Source organism: Saccharomonospora sp. NPDC046836 (genome assembly GCF_040645195.1).
Classification (GTDB): Bacteria; Actinomycetota; Actinomycetes; order Mycobacteriales; family Pseudonocardiaceae; genus Prauserella_A.
Map to the genome: position 1 here is coordinate 99,041 of NZ_JBEYXW010000013.1, position 16,831 is coordinate 115,871.

Below are 16,831 nucleotides of genomic sequence, written 5' to 3' on the forward strand. Positions count from 1 at the left end.
ATGACATGAGCTGGGAAAGCTCTGCTAGATCTCCAATTTGCCAACTTGTGCTAATTTTTCCTAGCATGTTGTGAAGCTTGCGAACGTCGGATTGGCAGCGCAGGCTGAATGTGCCGACTGGATCGGTACGGAACAGAAAACCCTGCGGGAGGGCCGGTCATCGTGGACAAAACCTTCGCCGGAGCGCGGCTACGGCATTTGCGGGAGAGTCGCGCCATGAGCCAGGCCGACCTGGCCAGGCTCCTGGAGATCTCACCCAGTTACCTCAATCAGATCGAGCACAACGCCCGGCCGCTGACCGTGCCGGTGCTGTTGCGCATCACCGAGGCGTTCGGCGTGGACGCGGAGTTCTTCGCCGACAACGACACCTCGCGACTGGTCGCCGATGTCAGGGAGGCGCTGCTGGACGAGGCGATCGCCGCGCGGGTCTCTCCCGGCGAGATCACCGACCTCGCCAAGAACCTGCCCACGGTCGCCGAGGCACTGGTGAAGATGCACCGCCGCTACCGCGACGCGGTGGAGAACACCGCCGCGCTCGTGGCCGAGGATGGCCGCGGCGTGCACGGCAGCGCCGCAGCACCGCTGCCCCACGAGGAGGTCCGCGACTTCTTCTACGAGCGGGAGAACTACGTCGGCGAACTCGACGAGCGCGCCGAGAGGATGTACGAGCAGCTGGACCTGCGCCGCGGGGAGGTGGGCAACGGGCTACGCGACCGGCTGACCGGGTACTACGGCGTGACCATCACGACCGAGGGGATCAACGAGGCCGCCGGCGAGCAGCACCGCTACGAACCGGAAGGCCGCGTTCTGCGGATGGCGCCCACGTTGCGGATCGGCCAGCAGGCGTTCCGGATGGCCTCGCAGATCGCGCTGCTGGAGTACGACGACCTCATCACCGGGCTGGCCGACTCGTGGGACTTCTCGGGGCAACCCGCCCGCTCACTGGCGCGGGTGGGGCTCGCCAACTACTTCGCAGGCGCGCTCATCCTGCCGTACCGGCAGTTCCACGGTTGCGCCGAGCGGTTCCGGTACGACATCGAGCTGTTGTGTGACCACTTCGGCGTCGGCTTCGAGACCGCATGCCACCGACTGTCCACATTGCAGCGTCCGAAACTGCGGGGCATCCCGTTCTCGTTCGTGCGTGTCGACAGGGCAGGCAACATGTCGAAACGCCAGTCGGCAGCGGGCTTTCACTTCTCCCGGGTCGGTGGCGCGTGTCCACTGTGGGTGATCTACGAGGCGTTCACCCAGCCCGGCAAGATCGTCACGCAGGTGGCGACGCTGCCGGATGGCAAGAGCTACTTCTGGATCGCGCGGACGGTGTCGCGCAACATCGGCGGCTTCGGCAGCCCCGGAAAGATGTTCTCGGTCGGACTCGGCTGCGAACTGCGGCACGCACGGCGGCTGGTGTACTCGGCCGGGCTCGACATCGACGACCGGTCGGCGGCCACCCCGATCGGCATGGGCTGCAAGGTGTGTGAGCGTCCCGCCTGCCCGCAGCGGGCGTTCCCCACCATCGGCAAGCAGCTGACCGTCGACGAGAACACCAGCACCTTCGTGCCCTACCCCGCGGTCCCGAAGGCGGAGCCGTGAGTCAGCGCACGTCTGTGGACTCGCCGAGCGTCTTCTGCAGCGCTTTGCCGGCCTTGCGGGCCATGTCCGCGATGGCCGCGCGGCGTTCGGCGCCCGCCTCGTAGTCGGCCTTGCGGTCGCGTACCACGCGGGCCGGCGAGCCGACCGCGATCGCGAAGTCGGGGATGTCGCCACGCACCACGGCATGCGCACCGAGGACGCAGCCCCGGCCGACGCGGGTACCACGCAGCACCGAAACCTTGGTGCCGATCCAGGTGTCGGGGCCGATCCGCACGGGGGACTTCACAATGCCCTGGTCCTTGATCGGCAGGTTGATGTCGGCGGTCACGTGGTCGAAGTCGCAGACGTAGACCCAGTCGGCGACCAGCGTCGCGGCACCGAGCTCGATGTCGAGGTAGCAGTTGATGACGTTCTGGCGCCCGAACACGGCCTTGTCACCAATGCGCAACGAGCCCTCGTGGCACCGGATCGCGTTGCCGTCGCCGATGTGCACCCAGCGGCCGATCTCCATGCGCCCGTACCCGGGACGGCAGTGGATCTCCACGTTCTTGCCGAGGAACACCATGCCGCGCAAGATGATGTGTGGGTTGGCGATGCGGAACTTCAACAGCCGCCAGTACCGCACGAGGTACCACGGCGTGAAGGCCCGGTTGCGCAGCACCCAGCGCAGCGAGTCGGCGCTCAGAAACCGCGCCTGCCGCGGGTCCTTACGCATCCGGCGCCAAGCCTGCATCCGGGACAGCACCGGTGATCCCCACATGGATGTCATGAGCTGACCGTAACCTGTCGTAGCACGCGCAGACCGAGGGAGTGACCGTGGGGACGAAGCTCATCATCGACACCGATCCGGGCGTGGACGACGCCTTCGCGATCGCGCTCGCGGCACTGAGCGAGGACGTGGACCTGCTCGCCGTGACCACCGTGTACGGCAACGTCGCACTCGCCGACACCACCCGCAACGCCCAGCGGCTCCTCGCACTGTGCAAGCGCGACGACGTGCCCGTCGCCGCCGGTGCGTCACGCCCGCTCGTCCATCCGCAGGCACACCGGGCCAGCCGGATACACGGCCCGGACGGGCTCTCCGGCAGGTCGGACATCCTGCCCGAGCCCGCGCGCGAGCTGGTCTCCGGCGGTGCCGTCGCGCTGCTGGCATCGGTACTCGAGGCGGCCGACGAACCGGTGACGATCGCGCCGATCGGACCGCTGACCAACATCGCCGCTCTGCTCGCCGCTCACCCCGGCATCGGCGAGAAGATCGCCCGCGTGGTGATCATGGGCGGGGCGCTGGCACACGGCAACACGACAGCCGCCGCGGAGTTCAACATCTGGAGCGACCCGGAAGCCGCGCAGCGGGTGCTCGCCGGCGGCGAGGTGCACTGCGTGCTCGTGCCGCTGGACCTGACGCACCGCTGCGCGATCGACGCCGCGTGGCTGGCGCAGCTGGCGGCCTCCGGCCCGATCGGCGCCGCGCTCGATGCGCTCACCCCGGACTACCGCGCCCACTACCGCACCGTGCTGGGCTACGACGGGATGATGGTGCACGATGCGGTCGCGGTCGCGGAGGCGATCCGGCCGGGCATACTGCGTACAGAGGCCGTGCCGGTCCAGGTGGAGTGCTCGTACGGGCCCGCCCGCGGTGCCACGCTCGCCGACCTGCGCAGCCCTGGGCAGCGCGCTGGTGATGCACACCCGGAGGCGGTTCTGACGGATGTCGCCGTCGACACCGAACTGGCAGAGCTCCAGACGTTTCTGCTGGAACGGCTCACGGGCACGCCTCGGTAACCATGGCCTCACGCGCGCGCCACGCCCGCTCTCTATTCTGAGGCCATGAAGCTGGGGGACGGCGCCGAGCGCGACGATGCCACACCACGGCCCAAAAACCGCAGGCGCACGCTGCTTCTGACGATCGCCACGGTGCTGGTCGCGCTGAGCGGACTCGTCACCGCGCTGCGCTTGGGCCCCACCGAGGACGATGTCACCACGGCCGCCTCCGCTGAAAGCGCGGGGACGACGACCACCCGGCAGGCAACGGCGGCACCCACCTCCGCGCCGCCGACCCGGCAGCCGAGCGCCGTGCCGCGGCAATCCGGTCCCCGCTTCGAGGCCTGGGTGGACGAGGTGGCGCAGTGGCTGGACATCCCGCAGCGCACCATGCATGCCTACGCCGCGGCGACCGTACGACTGGGTGAGGAGCAGCCCGACTGCAACCTGTCCTGGGTCACGCTGGCCGGCATCGGCAAGACCGGGTCCGACCACAGCCGCGCCGAGGGCGGCCGCGTCGCCGAGAACGGCGCGGTGTCAGAACCGATCGGCACGGTCGAGCTGCGTGACTTCGCGGGCAAGGTCGTGTCGGAGACCGGGGCGGCGGGCCCGATGCAGCTGTCCCCCGCTGTCTGGGAGCGGTGGCAGGTCAGCGCCTCGGGCGGCACGCCGGACCTGCAGAACGTCGACGACGCGGCGTTGACGACGGGGCGCGCGCTGTGCGCGGAAGACCGCGACCTCAGCAAGGGCGACCAGTGGCTGGCCGGGGTGTCGGCGGTGCAGGACGCGCCGCTGTTCCTGCACCGAGTGCTCGCCACGGCCAACGTCTACGGCACGGTCGGGATGGCGGACACGCCGCCGAACCGCGCGGCGCTCATGGCCGTCAACTTCGCCATCGAGAAGATCGGCCTGCCCTACGAGTGGGGCGGCAACGGTCTGGAGAAGGGCGACGTCGGCTTCGACTGCTCGGGGCTGACCACCGCGGCCTACGCCTCGGCCGGGGTCACGTTGCAACGGACGGCGCACTGGCAGTACAACAGCGTGCCGCTCGTCCCGGCGGGGCAGGAACCGCGCCTCGGCGACCTGATCTTCTACGGCAACCCGGCGACGAAGATCCACCACGTCGGCATCTACATCGGCAACGAGCAGATGATCGACGCGCCGACGTTCGGCCAGGCGGTGCAGGTCCACAACTACCGCGAACCCGACGACGACTTCGCCGGCGCGGGCCGCCCGGCGGAATAGGATTTAGGTAGTTTCCGCACACTTGACCGATTCCACGTGCAGATGACCACAACATGACCACTTGATCAGGTCTCGCGGAACGGGGCCTGGCCGGTTCGCCCTCCGAAGTGATCAATTACCACAAAAGCCACAGGCACCACCTCTGACACGGAGTCCGTGCGGTCAGTTCACGGCCAAGGCGCGTTCGAGCGCAGCTCGGCCTGCTGGCTCCCAGGTCGGTTTGCCCCCGAGGAGACCGAGCCTGCCGTTGCGTCCGATGCTGATCATGCCCACGGCGCGTAGGACGGCCCAGCCGCGGGCCCGCGCAATGGTGGCATCGTCCGCGACTTCGTAGGTGCCGAAGAACCGGCTGGCCGTGCCCGCGGGCAGCAGGACCCAGGCGGCGGACAGGTCGGTCGCGGGATCCCCTGCGCACATCTCGCCGAAGTCGATCACTCCGGAGAGCGTCCCGTCCTGCACGACCACGTTCGCGGGATGCAGATCGCCGTGCAGCCACGTCGGCGCCCCGTGCCACGCGGGCGCCGCGACGGCCTTCTCCCAGATCTCTCGGACATCAGCGCTCGCGTCGTCGGCTATGACCTCCAACGAGCGAGTGAACCCGTCCTGCATCCCGGCCAGCGGGATGCCGCGCGTGGGATTGGCTGGGGCGTCCGCGGGTGCCTGCTGATGCAGGGCCTTGAGAAAACCCGCGAGGGTCTCGGCCGCGTCAGCGCAGGTGATCGGCGCGTAGTCCGCCGGCTCGCCCTCGACCCAGCGTGTGATCGTCCAGGTGTGTTCGAACAGGGCCGACGGTTCGCCGATGCGCACCGGGGTGGGCGTCGGCAGCGGCAGGCGCTGCGCGAGAATGGGCAGCCACTTCTGCTCGGTGCGCAGCAGCGCCGGGGCGCGCTCGGTACGCGGCAACCGCACGGCCAGCTCCGCCCCAAGGCGCCACTGCTGGTTGTCCCAGCCACCAGCGACGTCTCGGAGTTCGAGGTCTGCGAGATCTGGATGCTGTTCCCGCAGCAGCGCTCGCACCAGGTCCTGCTCGAACCTCAACTCAGCCATGGATGAGCCTCCAACCGCCAGCGTCTGCCGGCAGCTAGCACCAGCCGAATCTTGCGGCGGCGTTGCGCCCGTGCACGATTCCATATGCCCTGGTTCAACGCCTCGAAAACCGACATCGCCGGCACGCTCTATCACCGTGAAACCGTTGCCGACCTGACATACCGACCACGAAGACGGTCACTTGGTGGGCTCGCGGTTGTAGACCTTCTTGGCCCACAGGTAGCCGCCCAACGCGATCAGGGCGCACCAGCCGATGGCGAGAATCGCGCTATGGCCGATCGGAGCGCCCATCAGCAGTCCGCGCAGGGTCTCGATGAACGGGGTGAACGGCTGGTACTCGGCGAACCATTTCAGCCCGGCGGGCATCGAGTCGGTGGGGACGAACCCGCTGCCCATCATGGGCAGGATCATCAGCGGCATCAGCATGTTGCTCGCGGCGGCGACGTTCTCGGCGACCATGGCCAGTGCGACCGACAGCCAGGTGAGCGCGAGGATGATCATCACGAGAACACCGACCGCGCCGAGCCATTCGCCGAAGTCCGCGGTCGGCTCGAATCCCACCAGCAGCGCGACCCCGATCACGGCAGCGATACTCAGCAGGGTCTGGATCAGGCTGCCCAACACATGACCGGTGAGTACCGACACCCGGGCGATGGCCATGGTGCGGAACCGGGCGACGATGCCCTCGGTCATGTCCATCGCTACCGAGATCGCCGTGCCCTGGGCCGCGGTCGCCACAGTCATCAGGATGACGCCAGGGACGACGTAGTTCACGTAGGCATCCCGGCCGCCGGACGGCCCGCCAAGGCCATTACCGAGAGCGCCGCCGAGAACGTAGACGAACAGCAGCAGCAAGACCACCGGAACCCCGGCGGCCGTCAGGATGAGCGTCGGATAACGCAGCATGTGCCGCAACTGGCGGCGCAACATGGTCGCCGAGTCGGCAAACGCGTTGGAAACGGTGCTGGAAACGGTACTCATCGGGCGGGTTCCTGTTCCGTGACTGCGTTCCCTGTCAGGGCGAAGAAGACGTCATCGAGATCGGGTGTGTGGACCTGGAGTTCGTCCACCGCGATCGAGGCGTGGTCGAGCCAATCCAGCAGCGCGCGCAACGACCGGACATCGCCCTGGCTGGGGATCTGCAGGGTGCATGCCTCGTCGTCGCGGGACACCACGCCCAGCTCCCGGGCCGCGTGGTCGTAACCGCTCGGGTCGGCGAACCGCAGGGTTACATGGCCGCCGCCGACCTGCCGCTTGAGCTCCTCCGGCGAGCCTTTTGCGACCAGCTTTCCCTGGTGCAGCACCGCAATCCGGTCGGCGAGCTGGTCGGCCTCCTCGAGGTACTGAGTGGTGAGGAAGATCGTGACGCCCTCGTCGGTCACCAGCCCGCGAATGATCTCCCACATGGTCCGCCTGCTGCGCGGGTCCAGCCCGGTGGTCGGCTCGTCGAGGAAGATCACGCGGGGCCGGCCGACCAGCGTCATCGCCAGGTCCAGGCGGCGGCGCATCCCACCGGAATATGTCACCGCAGGCTTTCGGGCCGCGTCCACCAGATCGAACCGCTGCAGCAGGTCAGCTGCACACTGCTGCCGTTCCCTGCGGGGCAGCCGGTTCAGGTCGGCCATCAACAGCAGGTTCTCCTCACCGGTGAGGAAGCTGTCCACCGCCGAGAACTGGCCAGTGACACCGATCGCGGCACGCACAGCGTCCGGATCCCGCACCACATCATGGCCGGCGACCCGCATCTCGCCCGCGTCGGCACGGATGAGCGTCGACAGGATCTGCACCATGGTGGTCTTGCCCGCGCCGTTCGGGCCGAGCAACGCGAAGACAGATCCCGAGGGGATGTCGAGGTCGATACCGCCCAGCACCACATGGTCGCCGTACGCCTTGCGTATCGCGGTCGCCGCGAGCGCGGGTTGACCGAGATCGGTAGTCATGGGCTTCGCTCCGTTGGTGAGATCCAGTGTCAGTGAAAACCTTCACGACTCGGCAAAAGTTACGTTGCATACACAAAATCGTCAATCTTATCTTCGTGAAGCAACAACATAATTGCAGGTAGATGCCGACGAATTGTTGCATGATCGATGGCGACTAATGCAATGGCAGTCGCGTTGCATTAAGCTGAACGCGACGCCGACAGCGGAGGACCACCCGATGCCTGGTGAAAGACTCACCCCCCAGGACCGACAGCAGATCGCTGCGGGACTGCGCGAGGAGCTGACCTACGCCGCCATCGGCCGCCGCATCGGGCGGCCGACCTCCACCGTCACCCGTGAGGTGATGCGCAACGGCGGGCCGCGCGGCTACCACGCCGAGGCGGCCCACCGGGCCAGCACGCGACACGCGCGTCAGCGCAGGACCATTGCGCCGACACCGTCACCGGGCAGGGCCGACCTCGGCGGGCGCGATCCACGGCTCGTGGACGAGGTGGACGCGCAGAGCATGGAACTGATGATTCAGGCCGGGCTCCCGCAGATGATGGCCAGGGTGCTCGCCTCGCTCTTCACCACCGACAGCGGCAGCCTCACCTCCGCGGAACTCGTGCGACGCCTGCACGTCAGCCCCGCCTCCATCTCCAAAGCCATCGGCTATCTGGAAAACCAGGCACTCATCAAACGTGAACGCGACCCCCACAGCCGCGCCGAACGCTACGCCATCGACGACGACGTAGCGTTCCAGTCCATCATGGCCAGCGCGCGCAACCAAACCCAGATCGCCGAGGTCTGCAAGATCGCAGCCCAGAAACTCGGCCCCATCACCCCTGCCGGCGCCAGACTGGAGAACACCAGCCAATTCCTCCTCCACGTCATCGACGACCTAGTGCGCTCAGCCCAGCACTGGCACAAGATCTACTCCACCCGCCCTCCCAAGACGTCCGCAACCGACTGAGCGGATCACGTTGGCCGGGGCTGGACGGGGTAATGCTCGGGCTTGTAGCCTGCGATCGACCGCGACACCACCCGAGGAGGTGAGACCCATGAACGCAGTATCGATGTGGGTGCTCCCCCTCCCCGTCACGGTCGGGCGATTGACGTAGGTGTCGCCGGGAGCGCCTCAACAACAAGGCACTCCCGAAAGGCGCCCCTCATGTTCGACGTGATCATTGCCGGGTGCGGGCCGACTGGCGCGATGCTGGCCGCCGAACTGCGGCTGCACGATGTGCGGGTACTCGTTCTGGAGAAGGAAACCGAGCCCGTGTCGTTCGTCCGCATAGTCGGTCTGCACATTCGCAGTCTCGAGCTGATGGCAATGCGCGGACTGCTGGATCGCATTCTCCAGCATGGAAGACAGCGTCCGGCCGGCGGATTCTTCGCCGGCATCAACAAACCCGCGCCACAGGGCCTGGATTCCGCGCACGCCTATCTGCTGGGCATCCCGCAGCCGGTCATCGTTCACCTGCTCGAAGAACATGCGATCGAACTGGGTGCGCAGGTGCGGCGCGGTTGTGCGGTGGCCGGTTTCGAACAGGACGACGAGGGTGTGACCGTCGAGCTGGCCGATCAGGAGCGGCTGCGTTCGCGCTACCTCGTCGGCTGTGACGGCGGGCGCAGTGCGGTGCGCAAACTGCTCGGCGTCGGCTTCCCTGGTGAGCCCTCGCGGACCGAGACGTTGATGGGCGAGATGGAAGTGGGTGTGCCGCGGGAGGAGATCGCGGCCAAGGTGACCGAAATCAGCGAGACCCATAAACCATTCTGGCTCAGGCCCTTCGGGGAAAGGGTCTATAGCGTCGTAGTCCCCGCCGCGGGAGTCAGCGATCGCGCGGAACCGCCCACCCTCGAGGATTTCAAACAACAGCTGCGCACCATCGCCGGAACCGATTTCGGCGTGCACTCCCCGCGCTGGTTGTCCCGCTTCGGGGATGCCACCCGGCTGGCCGAACGTTATCGGGTCGGGCGGGTGCTGCTGGCCGGCGATGCGGCACACATCCATCCACCCACCGGCGGACAGGGACTCAACCTGGGCGTTCAGGACGCATTCAACCTCGGTTGGAAACTGGCCGCACAGATCCGCGGCTGGGCGCCGGAAACGCTGCTGGACACCTACCAGGCCGAACGTCATCCGGTCGCCGAGGATGTGCTGGACAACACCCGCGCCCAGATGGAACTGCACTCCACCGAACCGGGCCCGCGGGCCGTGCGCAGGCTGCTCACCGAACTGATGGACTTCGACGAGGTGAACCGCTATCTCATCGAGAAGATCACCGCGATCGGCATCCGCTACGACTTCGGCGAAGGCCCCGACCTGCTCGGCCGCCGCCTGCCCGACATCGACGTGAAACACGGCCACCTCTACGGTCTGCTGCATCGCGGCCGCGGCCTGCTGCTGGACCGCACCGAACGCCTGACCGTCGGCGGCTGGTCAGACCGGGTCGATTACCTCGCGGATTCCACTGCGGCACTGGATGTTCCGTGCGTCCTGCTACGCCCCGACGGCCACGTCGCCTGGATCGGCGACGATCAGCAGGACCTGGACGACCACCTCTCCCGCTGGTTCGGCGATCCCGCCAACGCACCCGGGCCGACCGAACCGACCGGCGGAGCCGTCCCGTTCTGAGGGGGTTGTCATGGTGTGCTGGGCTGGTGGCGGAGGAGGTCGCCCGGTTGGCAGCCGAGAACGTGACAGAGCCGGGAGAGCGTGGAGAATCGAATTGCCTTGGCGCGACCGTTCTTGAGTACCGACAGGTTCACGACGGTGATGCCGACCTGCTCGGCGAGTTGGGTCAATGTCATTTCGCGCGCGGCGAGCAGGTCGTCAAGGTGCACAGAGATCTCGTGTGGTTCCTCGGGTGGCATCAGATGGTGCCTTCGAGGTCCTCGTGCATCCGCACGCCGACCCGCAGGATGTGGGCGAAGGTCAACGCGGCGACGCCAGTGGCTATGGACCACCAGGGGAACGCTTCCCGCCACTCGGCCAGCCAGTCCGATGAGGACACACCGGAGATCAGGCTGGAGCGCAGGAAGTGTTGTGAGACCGCGAACAGCAGCTCGCTGACCGGGCCACCGATGAGCACGAACCAGCCGAGTGCTGACAGCCTGCCGGGCACAGTGGCCGCGTAGGGACCTTCCTGGGACGCCGTGCGCAGGAATCGCAGGAGCAGGAACAGCGCGCCCAGTGCGAACAACGCCTGCGGGACCTGGTCGCCCACGCCGGCGATCCGTTGGGCGACGCTGGGGCTGTCCACACAGACGCTCGTGCCGCTGGGAATCGCGGGCGCGCCTTGCTCGAGTGGCCCGGTGTGGCCAGCGATCTCGACACAGGTCGGATTCGCCCCAGTGCCCGGCAGCCAGCCGAGCGCGGCAATGTTGGCTATCACGACCGCCATGGCAGCGATGCCGAAGACCCAGGTGACCAGACGCGTGACGGTGGTCAGCGATCCCAGGGGGTTCCACTCGGCGCGCATGACCTACACCTCACTACCTATCGTTTTTCGATGTTATCGATAAACGATAACATCGATGGTCGGTGTGCGCCCGCACGATGACGGCCTGGTGGGACGATCAGGGTTCCTGGGGCCTGCGAACCAGCAGCTGGGCCTGTTGGAACTGCCGCTCGTTCTCGTGAGGCTCGCGCAGCATCCGGGCGACCTCGACGAACCCGGCCTGGCGCAACAGTTCCGCGAGACTGTCGGGCGACCATCGATAGGCGAGCGTGACTTTGTGGTCGAATTCCCGCGGCAGCGGGTCGTCACCGGCGAAGAATCCGAGCAGCAGGTGGCCGCCCGGTGCCAGCACTCGCTGGAACTCGGTGAACACGACTGGCAGTTGCTGCGGCGGTGTGTGGATGGTGGAGTAGGACGCAAGAATGCCGCCGAGAACTCCGTCGGCGAGATCCAGGGCGGTCATCGACCCCTCGTCGAACCGCAGGTCCGGATGGGCTCGACGGGCGAGGGCGATCATCTCTGAGGACAGGTCGATACCGAAGGTGGCCAGCCCGAGCGCGTGCAAGTGTGCGGTCACGTGGCCGGGGCCGCATCCGATGTCGGCGACCGGTCCGGCGCTGTGGGCCTGCACGAGTTCGGCGAACGCGGCCAACATCGCACGTTCCATCGGCAAGGTCTCGAGCACGTTACTGAAAAGGTCGGCATAGAGTTCCGCGACGGCGTCGTAGGCAGCCTTGGTGTCGTGCAAGACGGACGGTTCGGTCACAGCGGAAACCATAGTCGGTTGCCGGTGCCCCAAGTGACCTGCGCAAAGGCATGGTCAGCGCGGAATTCCGGCAAGTTCCGCCATCAGGGCCATGTGGTGATCGAAGTAGTCGGCACGCGCCTCGATCGTGCCGTCCAGGCGACCGAACACTTCAAAGTTGACTAGGCCGAACAGGTGAGTCCAGCCGAGGAACACGCGGTCGAGCCGTTCTTCCGGCAGGTCACCCGGCTGCTGGTCGATGAGCCGACGCATGTCCGTGCGGACGCGTTCGGGCACCGGCGACGTGACCGGCTCCAGGCGCTCCGCACCGTCGATGATGATGTCCACGAGCAGCAATACCACTCTCGCCGAGAGCGCGACGGTCTCCTGCGGCGCCGCGTAACCGGGCACCGGGTTGCCGTAGAGCAGGCCGTATTCGGCCGGATGCGACAGCGCCCATGTCCGCACCGCATGGCAGACGGCGAACCACCGGCCACGAAGGTCGTCGCGAGGTACGGCCGCTTCGGCGTCGGCCGCAGCCGTGCCCAGCGCCTCGTAGCCATCGATGATCAAGGCGGTGAGCAGGGCGTCACGGCTCGGAAAGTACCGGTACAGGGCCGAAGCGACGATGCCCATGTCCCTGGCCACAGCACGCAGGGAGAGGTTCCCGCCTTCCGTGGCCAGACGCTTGCGCGCGACCTCCTTGATCTCATGGCTCATCTCGAAGCGGACACGGGCGCGCAGCGAAGATGCGGACATGCCCACAGTGTCGCACAGCTCCGAGAACACCTAAACCAGACGAGAACAGCGTTCTTGACCCACGATCTCTCGTACGAGTACAGTGCACCTATCAGAGAACATTGTTCTCGATTGGAGATGGTGATACCACATGTCCCTTCACGTCATCACCGGAGCAGGCCCGGTCGGCTCAGCCACCGCACGGCTGCTCGCTGCCCGAGGCGAGCACGTCCGCCTTCTCACCCGTAGCGGCCACGGCCCGGAACAAGACGGCATCGACTGCATCGCGGCGGACGCCGCGGACCCCGCCACCCTCGCCCGGTACGCCGAAGGCGCCGTCGCTCTGTACTGCTGCGCGAGCCCGGCCTATCACCGCTGGTCCACCGACTGGCCAGCGCTGGGCGCCGCCTTCATCCACGCCGCGGAGACCACCGGCGCGGTGCTCGTCACGACGGGCAACCTCTATGCCTACGGCCGGGTCGACGCCCCAATGACCGAGCAGCTGCCGCTGCGTCCCAACTCCGTGAAGGGCCACGTGCGAGCCAAGCTGTGGACCGACGCATTGGCCGCGCACGAAGCCGGGCGGCTCCGCACCGCCGAGGTTCGCGGGTCGGACTATGTTGGCGCGGGCGCGGTCTCCCCGTTCACTGTCATGGTCCTCCCCAAAGTGCTCGCCGGCCGGCGCGCTTCGGTGCCGGCGGACCTGGACGCGCCGCACAGCTGGACCTATGTCGGGGACGTGGCGCGCACGCTGGTCGTGGTCGCAGCCGACGAGAACGCGTGGGGCCGAGCATGGCATGTGCCCACCGCACAGCCGCTGTCCATCCGCGCGCTCGCCACCCGAGCCGCCGAACTCGCGGGAGCCCCGCCGGCCCGGGTAACGAGGATGCCCGGATTCGCACTCCGCGTCGCCGGGCTTTTCAACCCTGCCGCCCGGGAGATGATCGAAATGCAATATCAACTGCAACGACCATTCGTTCTCGACTCGTCCGCCGCCAGCAACGCCTTCGGGATCGAACCGACCTCGACCGACGACGCCCTTCGGGAGACCATCCAGACCTCGCCCGCACCAACCGCGAGCTGACGGCGCGAATATGACACCGTTCGAAACGGCTTACCTGATGCCAACCTCGCCGTAGGCGGCGAGGATGTCCTTTGCGTCCTCGCGGAGCTGGTGTGGGGGATCCTGCCGAACGATCTGCTCCAGCAGTGGCAGGTAACGCTCGCAAGGGGTGTACGAGGTCGCATAGATCGCGGCTTCCCGCACGTCCTCTGCCGGATCGGTCAGCGCGGCAGAGATCAGGGCCACGTTCGTCTCGTCGAACTCCTGGGGTGCGCCGAGCGCCACCATCAGGAGCAGGCCCGTACGCTCGTCGACCTCGACGGCCTGGCCATAGACCGCGAGTAACTCCTCCCTTGAGAAGACATCCAGGTGTTGCTCGGCATGGGCCAGGAATGCCTGGCACTGGTTGCGGTAGGCGGCGGTGACGAACACGTACGGTGACCCGGTTGCGTCGTCCACCGAGTACCGCACATCCACCGTCGACGCGATCGCCCAGACGACCTCACGCGGAATACCTGCTTCTTCGTCAGCCGGCACCTCAGTCCGCGGCCACCCAAAGCTCGCGGCGTAGCCGGCGACCTGCTCTTCCGCTGCCGCGGAGCGGTGGAAGAGCAGGCGTCGAGACCGGTACTCGAAGGGCGACATCGCGAAGCTCCCGGAGCGGTCTTCGTCCAAGCTCGGCCACGTCGACCATACATCCCGGTGATCAAGTTTTCGGCCCTCGGAACAGGAAAGCATCCCGGAACGAAGACCGAATGCGCACGGGCGTTGAAATCCCGGCCGCACGGCCCACGGTGTCCGCCGATCACTGACCCGCGCCTCTGCCCGAGGCATCACGCCAGCCACCTAGGATTTCTAGCTTCGGTCTGCCCACCAGATTCGGCTGCGCAGGTCGATGCCTCGGATGACCTGGATGCGCCATGGCGTAAGGCGGAGCACGTGCAGCTGCGGATCTGCTGGTGTCGTCCAGAAGTTGCCGAGGGGGTAGCCGGCACCACGGGGGCTCGTCCTGCGGTAGAGGTCCCACACGTGCTCCTTGGTCGGCAGGGTAGAAGTTGGTGTGTGGGTTGCCGGCTATGTGTGCCGCTTTGACCGGGGTCTTGTAGGTGGCCAGCCAGCCGCCCGGTTGACCGTCGACGTTCTCCCATACCGGGATGAGTACTCGGGTCCGCGGGCGGTTCCTGGCGTCGACGGTGACCATGGTGGCGTAGTTGATGGTGCCGACATATGCGTTGAACTCGGCTTCCAGATCAGCGAAGTCCTGCACCGTCGTGGTCATGCGCCGCTCCTCAGCGATTCGACCGCTCGTGCGAAGCTGGCGGCGCCGTGGCCGGCGGCGACCTGCTGGTCGATCAGCTCCTTGAGTGGGGCGAGGGGTGACGCCGGGATGCCGTGCGACGTGCTGGCAGTGATGATCGTGGCCAGTCCGGACTGGTTCATGACCAAATTGGACTCTTCGGTGGTGTAGTCCCCGCTGTCGATCTCCTTGGCGAAGGTGACGAGGGCCGGGAAGACATCTGTCAGCCAGGACACCAGCATCGGGGTGAGCTCGGTTGCGCTGATGCCGGCTGCGCGCGCTATCGCGGCGGCATGCAGGAACCCGCCGAGCATGCCGTACATCCCTGCGAGGATGGCCACGTCGTAGCCCGAGGCACGGCCTGCGTCGGTGCCGACGAAGGTGGCCTTGCCCAGGATCTCCAGCTGGGCCTGCCAGCGCTGGTGAACGGCGGCCGAACCGCTGTAGTTGATCGAAGACTCGGTGGTGCCGATCGTTTGCGGCACCGCATAAACGGCGCCGTGGAGGTACTCCGCACCGTGCTCGGCCGCCCAGCCGGTCAGCTCCCGCGCGTCCTGCGGGCCACCGGAGGTGAGGTTCACCAGCGCGCGCCCGCGAACGGCATCGGCCGCACCTGCCAGTACCTCCCGGGCGACCGCAGGGTCCAGCAACGCGACGACGACGAGTTCGCTCGCCGCGACCGCGTCGGCAACCGTGCCCGCCGCCGTCGCACCGCCCGCGACCAGCGTCTCGGCTTTGACAGCGGAACGGTTCCATACCGTGGTGGGATGGCCGTTGGCGAGGAAAGTCTCGGCCAGCGCGCGACCCAGGTTGCCCAGTCCGATGATGGTGACGGGTTCCCGTGTTGTGCTCATGCGTCCAGGCTCGCGGCACTCGGCCACCGCGGCCAGTGACACTGATGCCCGGTACCACCAAATTCCTGCCATTACGATGGTGGCCATGAGCGCCGGTTCCGTCGCCCTGGTCGTGCCCGAGGAAGTCGGGGTCACGTTCTGGGACCTGTACGAGGTGAGCATCCCCGCCACGGTCTTCGGGATGCCGCAGCCCGACCTCGCCGACCCGTGGTACGAACTGCGGATGTGCGGGATCCGTGCGCACGGACCGGTGGACGTGCCCGGATTCGCGTTGCGCACCCGGTACGGACTCGACGACATCGTCGGCGCCGACACTGTCATCGTGTCCTCGGTGCCGGAAGAGGTCGTCGAGGACGGCGAGCCAGTACCGGCCGAGCTCGTCACCGCGTTGCGTCACGCATATGACGCTGGTGCCCGGATGGTGTCGCTGTGCACCGGCGCGTTCGCCCTCGCGGAGGCGGGCCTGCTCGACGGCCGCCGGGCCACGGCGCACTGGATGCACACCGCGACGCTGGCCGAGCGCTACCCGAAGGTGCAGGTCGACAACTCCGTGCTCTACGTGGACGACGGCGACGTGCTCACCAGCGCCGGGATGACGGCAGGGCTCGACCTCTGCCTGCACCTGGTCCGCCGCGACCTCGGGGCGCACGTCGCCAACCAACTGGCCCGCCGGATGGTCGTCCCCGCGCACCGGCCCGGCGGGCAGGCACAGTTCGTCGACCTGTCCGTGCCCGCGACCGACGACCAGGGGCTGGCACCCGTGCTCGAGTGGGCACGAGCCCGCCTCGACCAGCCACTGACCATCGACGACCTGGCACAGCAGGCCATGGTGAGCCCACGGACCTTCTACCGGCGACTCCAGCAGGCCACCGGCACGACCCCACTCCAATGGCTGCTCCACCAACGTCTCGCCAGAGCCCAGAGCCTGCTGGAGACAACCGGACTCCCGGTGGAGAAGATCGCGCAACTCAGCGGCCTCGGCACCTCGAACAACCTGCGCCACCACTTCCTCAAGCAGATCGGGATCTCACCGAGCGACTACCGCAACGCCTTTCCCCGTCACCTGCGGGAATCCCTCTCCGACACGTGAGCTGCGCCAGCTGGT

18 protein-coding genes are annotated in these 16,831 nt (G+C 67.3%); 7 read left to right on the plus strand and 11 right to left on the minus strand.

Translation table 11 applies throughout. The annotated features are described in order from the left end of the window. Positions 1 to 162 precede the first annotated feature (162 nt). Positions 163 to 1,593 carry a short-chain fatty acyl-CoA regulator family protein gene (locus ABZ863_RS16965; protein WP_358536200.1) on the plus strand — a complete coding sequence of 477 codons (1,431 nt, stop codon included), beginning with the start codon at positions 163 to 165 and terminating at the stop codon, positions 1,591 to 1,593. A 1-nt stretch (position 1,594) separates the two neighbouring features. Here ABZ863_RS16965 and ABZ863_RS16970 read toward each other — a convergent pair whose 3' ends face one another. Then, positions 1,595 to 2,362: an acyltransferase gene (locus tag ABZ863_RS16970; protein WP_358536202.1), complete on the minus strand. Its 768-nt coding sequence runs from the start codon at positions 2,360 to 2,362 to the stop codon at positions 1,595 to 1,597. Positions 2,363 to 2,409: 47 nt separating this feature from the next. Between ABZ863_RS16970 and ABZ863_RS16975 the strand changes: the two genes are divergently transcribed. Both ABZ863_RS16975 and ABZ863_RS16980 read left to right on the plus strand, forming a co-directional pair. Then, entirely contained in the window at positions 2,410 to 3,375 is a 966-nt protein-coding gene (locus tag ABZ863_RS16975) for a nucleoside hydrolase (RefSeq protein WP_358536204.1), read from the plus strand. A 45-nt stretch (positions 3,376 to 3,420) separates the two neighbouring features. Continuing rightward, positions 3,421 to 4,599, plus strand: a complete 1,179-nt coding sequence (locus ABZ863_RS16980; protein WP_358536206.1) for a C40 family peptidase — start codon at positions 3,421 to 3,423, stop codon at positions 4,597 to 4,599. A 162-nt stretch (positions 4,600 to 4,761) separates the two neighbouring features. Here ABZ863_RS16980 and ABZ863_RS16985 read toward each other — a convergent pair whose 3' ends face one another. From ABZ863_RS16985 to ABZ863_RS16995, 3 genes are all read right to left on the minus strand, one after another. Then, entirely contained in the window at positions 4,762 to 5,646 is an 885-nt protein-coding gene (locus ABZ863_RS16985; protein ID WP_358536208.1) for an aminoglycoside phosphotransferase family protein, read from the minus strand. Positions 5,647 to 5,823: 177 nt separating this feature from the next. Further along, positions 5,824 to 6,627, minus strand: coding sequence for an ABC transporter permease (locus ABZ863_RS16990; RefSeq protein WP_358536210.1), 804 nt, complete (start codon positions 6,625 to 6,627; stop codon positions 5,824 to 5,826). After that, positions 6,624 to 7,586, minus strand: a complete 963-nt coding sequence (locus tag ABZ863_RS16995) for an ATP-binding cassette domain-containing protein (RefSeq protein WP_358536212.1) — start codon at positions 7,584 to 7,586, stop codon at positions 6,624 to 6,626. The genes ABZ863_RS16990 and ABZ863_RS16995 overlap by 4 nt, the downstream gene beginning before the upstream one ends. Before the next feature lie 217 nt (positions 7,587 to 7,803). Here ABZ863_RS16995 and ABZ863_RS17000 point away from each other — a divergent pair, with 217 nt between their 5' ends. Together ABZ863_RS17000 and rox are read left to right on the plus strand one after the other, a co-directional pair. Beyond that, positions 7,804 to 8,538 (plus strand): helix-turn-helix domain-containing protein, encoded by a 735-nt coding sequence (locus tag ABZ863_RS17000; RefSeq protein ID WP_358536214.1) that lies wholly within the window; start codon positions 7,804 to 7,806, stop codon positions 8,536 to 8,538. A 198-nt stretch (positions 8,539 to 8,736) separates the two neighbouring features. Continuing rightward, positions 8,737 to 10,203: a rifampin monooxygenase gene (gene rox / locus ABZ863_RS17005; RefSeq protein WP_358536216.1), complete on the plus strand. Its 1,467-nt coding sequence runs from the start codon at positions 8,737 to 8,739 to the stop codon at positions 10,201 to 10,203. Positions 10,204 to 10,211: 8 nt separating this feature from the next. Here rox and ABZ863_RS17010 read toward each other — a convergent pair whose 3' ends face one another. From ABZ863_RS17010 to ABZ863_RS17025, 4 genes are all read right to left on the minus strand, one after another. Continuing rightward, on the minus strand, positions 10,212 to 10,442 hold the full coding sequence (locus tag ABZ863_RS17010) for a helix-turn-helix transcriptional regulator (RefSeq protein ID WP_358536218.1): 231 nt from the start codon (positions 10,440 to 10,442) through the stop codon (positions 10,212 to 10,214). Continuing rightward, the gene (locus ABZ863_RS17015) at positions 10,442 to 11,050 is read right to left on the minus strand and encodes a hypothetical protein (protein ID WP_358536220.1); all 609 of its coding nucleotides are present in this window, start codon (positions 11,048 to 11,050) and stop codon (positions 10,442 to 10,444) included. The genes ABZ863_RS17010 and ABZ863_RS17015 overlap by 1 nt, the downstream gene beginning before the upstream one ends. A gap of 97 nt (positions 11,051 to 11,147) precedes the next feature. Continuing rightward, entirely contained in the window at positions 11,148 to 11,807 is a 660-nt protein-coding gene (locus tag ABZ863_RS17020; RefSeq protein WP_358536222.1) for a class I SAM-dependent methyltransferase, read from the minus strand. Between the two features lie 42 nt (positions 11,808 to 11,849). Next, on the minus strand, positions 11,850 to 12,533 hold the full coding sequence (locus ABZ863_RS17025) for a TetR/AcrR family transcriptional regulator (protein WP_358536224.1): 684 nt from the start codon (positions 12,531 to 12,533) through the stop codon (positions 11,850 to 11,852). Positions 12,534 to 12,663: 130 nt separating this feature from the next. Here ABZ863_RS17025 and ABZ863_RS17030 point away from each other — a divergent pair, with 130 nt between their 5' ends. Beyond that, complete coding sequence (locus ABZ863_RS17030) at positions 12,664 to 13,596, plus strand: NAD-dependent epimerase/dehydratase family protein (RefSeq protein ID WP_358536226.1); 933 nt, start codon at positions 12,664 to 12,666, stop codon at positions 13,594 to 13,596. Between the two features lie 30 nt (positions 13,597 to 13,626). Here the strand turns inward: ABZ863_RS17030 and ABZ863_RS17035 are convergent, their stop codons facing one another. The 3 genes from ABZ863_RS17035 to ABZ863_RS17045 all read right to left on the minus strand — a co-directional run bounded on the left by ABZ863_RS17035 (position 13,627) and on the right by ABZ863_RS17045 (position 15,726). Continuing rightward, on the minus strand, positions 13,627 to 14,220 hold the full coding sequence (locus ABZ863_RS17035) for a hypothetical protein (protein WP_358536228.1): 594 nt from the start codon (positions 14,218 to 14,220) through the stop codon (positions 13,627 to 13,629). Between the two features lie 160 nt (positions 14,221 to 14,380). Continuing rightward, positions 14,381 to 14,854: a hypothetical protein gene (locus ABZ863_RS17040; RefSeq protein WP_358536230.1), complete on the minus strand. Its 474-nt coding sequence runs from the start codon at positions 14,852 to 14,854 to the stop codon at positions 14,381 to 14,383. Further along, entirely contained in the window at positions 14,851 to 15,726 is an 876-nt protein-coding gene (locus ABZ863_RS17045) for an NAD(P)-binding domain-containing protein (RefSeq protein ID WP_358536232.1), read from the minus strand. The genes ABZ863_RS17040 and ABZ863_RS17045 overlap by 4 nt, the downstream gene beginning before the upstream one ends. An 85-nt stretch (positions 15,727 to 15,811) precedes the next feature. On the opposite strand from ABZ863_RS17045, the gene ABZ863_RS17050 reads away from it, so the two are divergent. Continuing rightward, positions 15,812 to 16,816, plus strand: coding sequence for a helix-turn-helix domain-containing protein (locus tag ABZ863_RS17050; RefSeq protein WP_358536234.1), 1,005 nt, complete (start codon positions 15,812 to 15,814; stop codon positions 16,814 to 16,816). Positions 16,817 to 16,831: the final 15 nt, after the last annotated feature.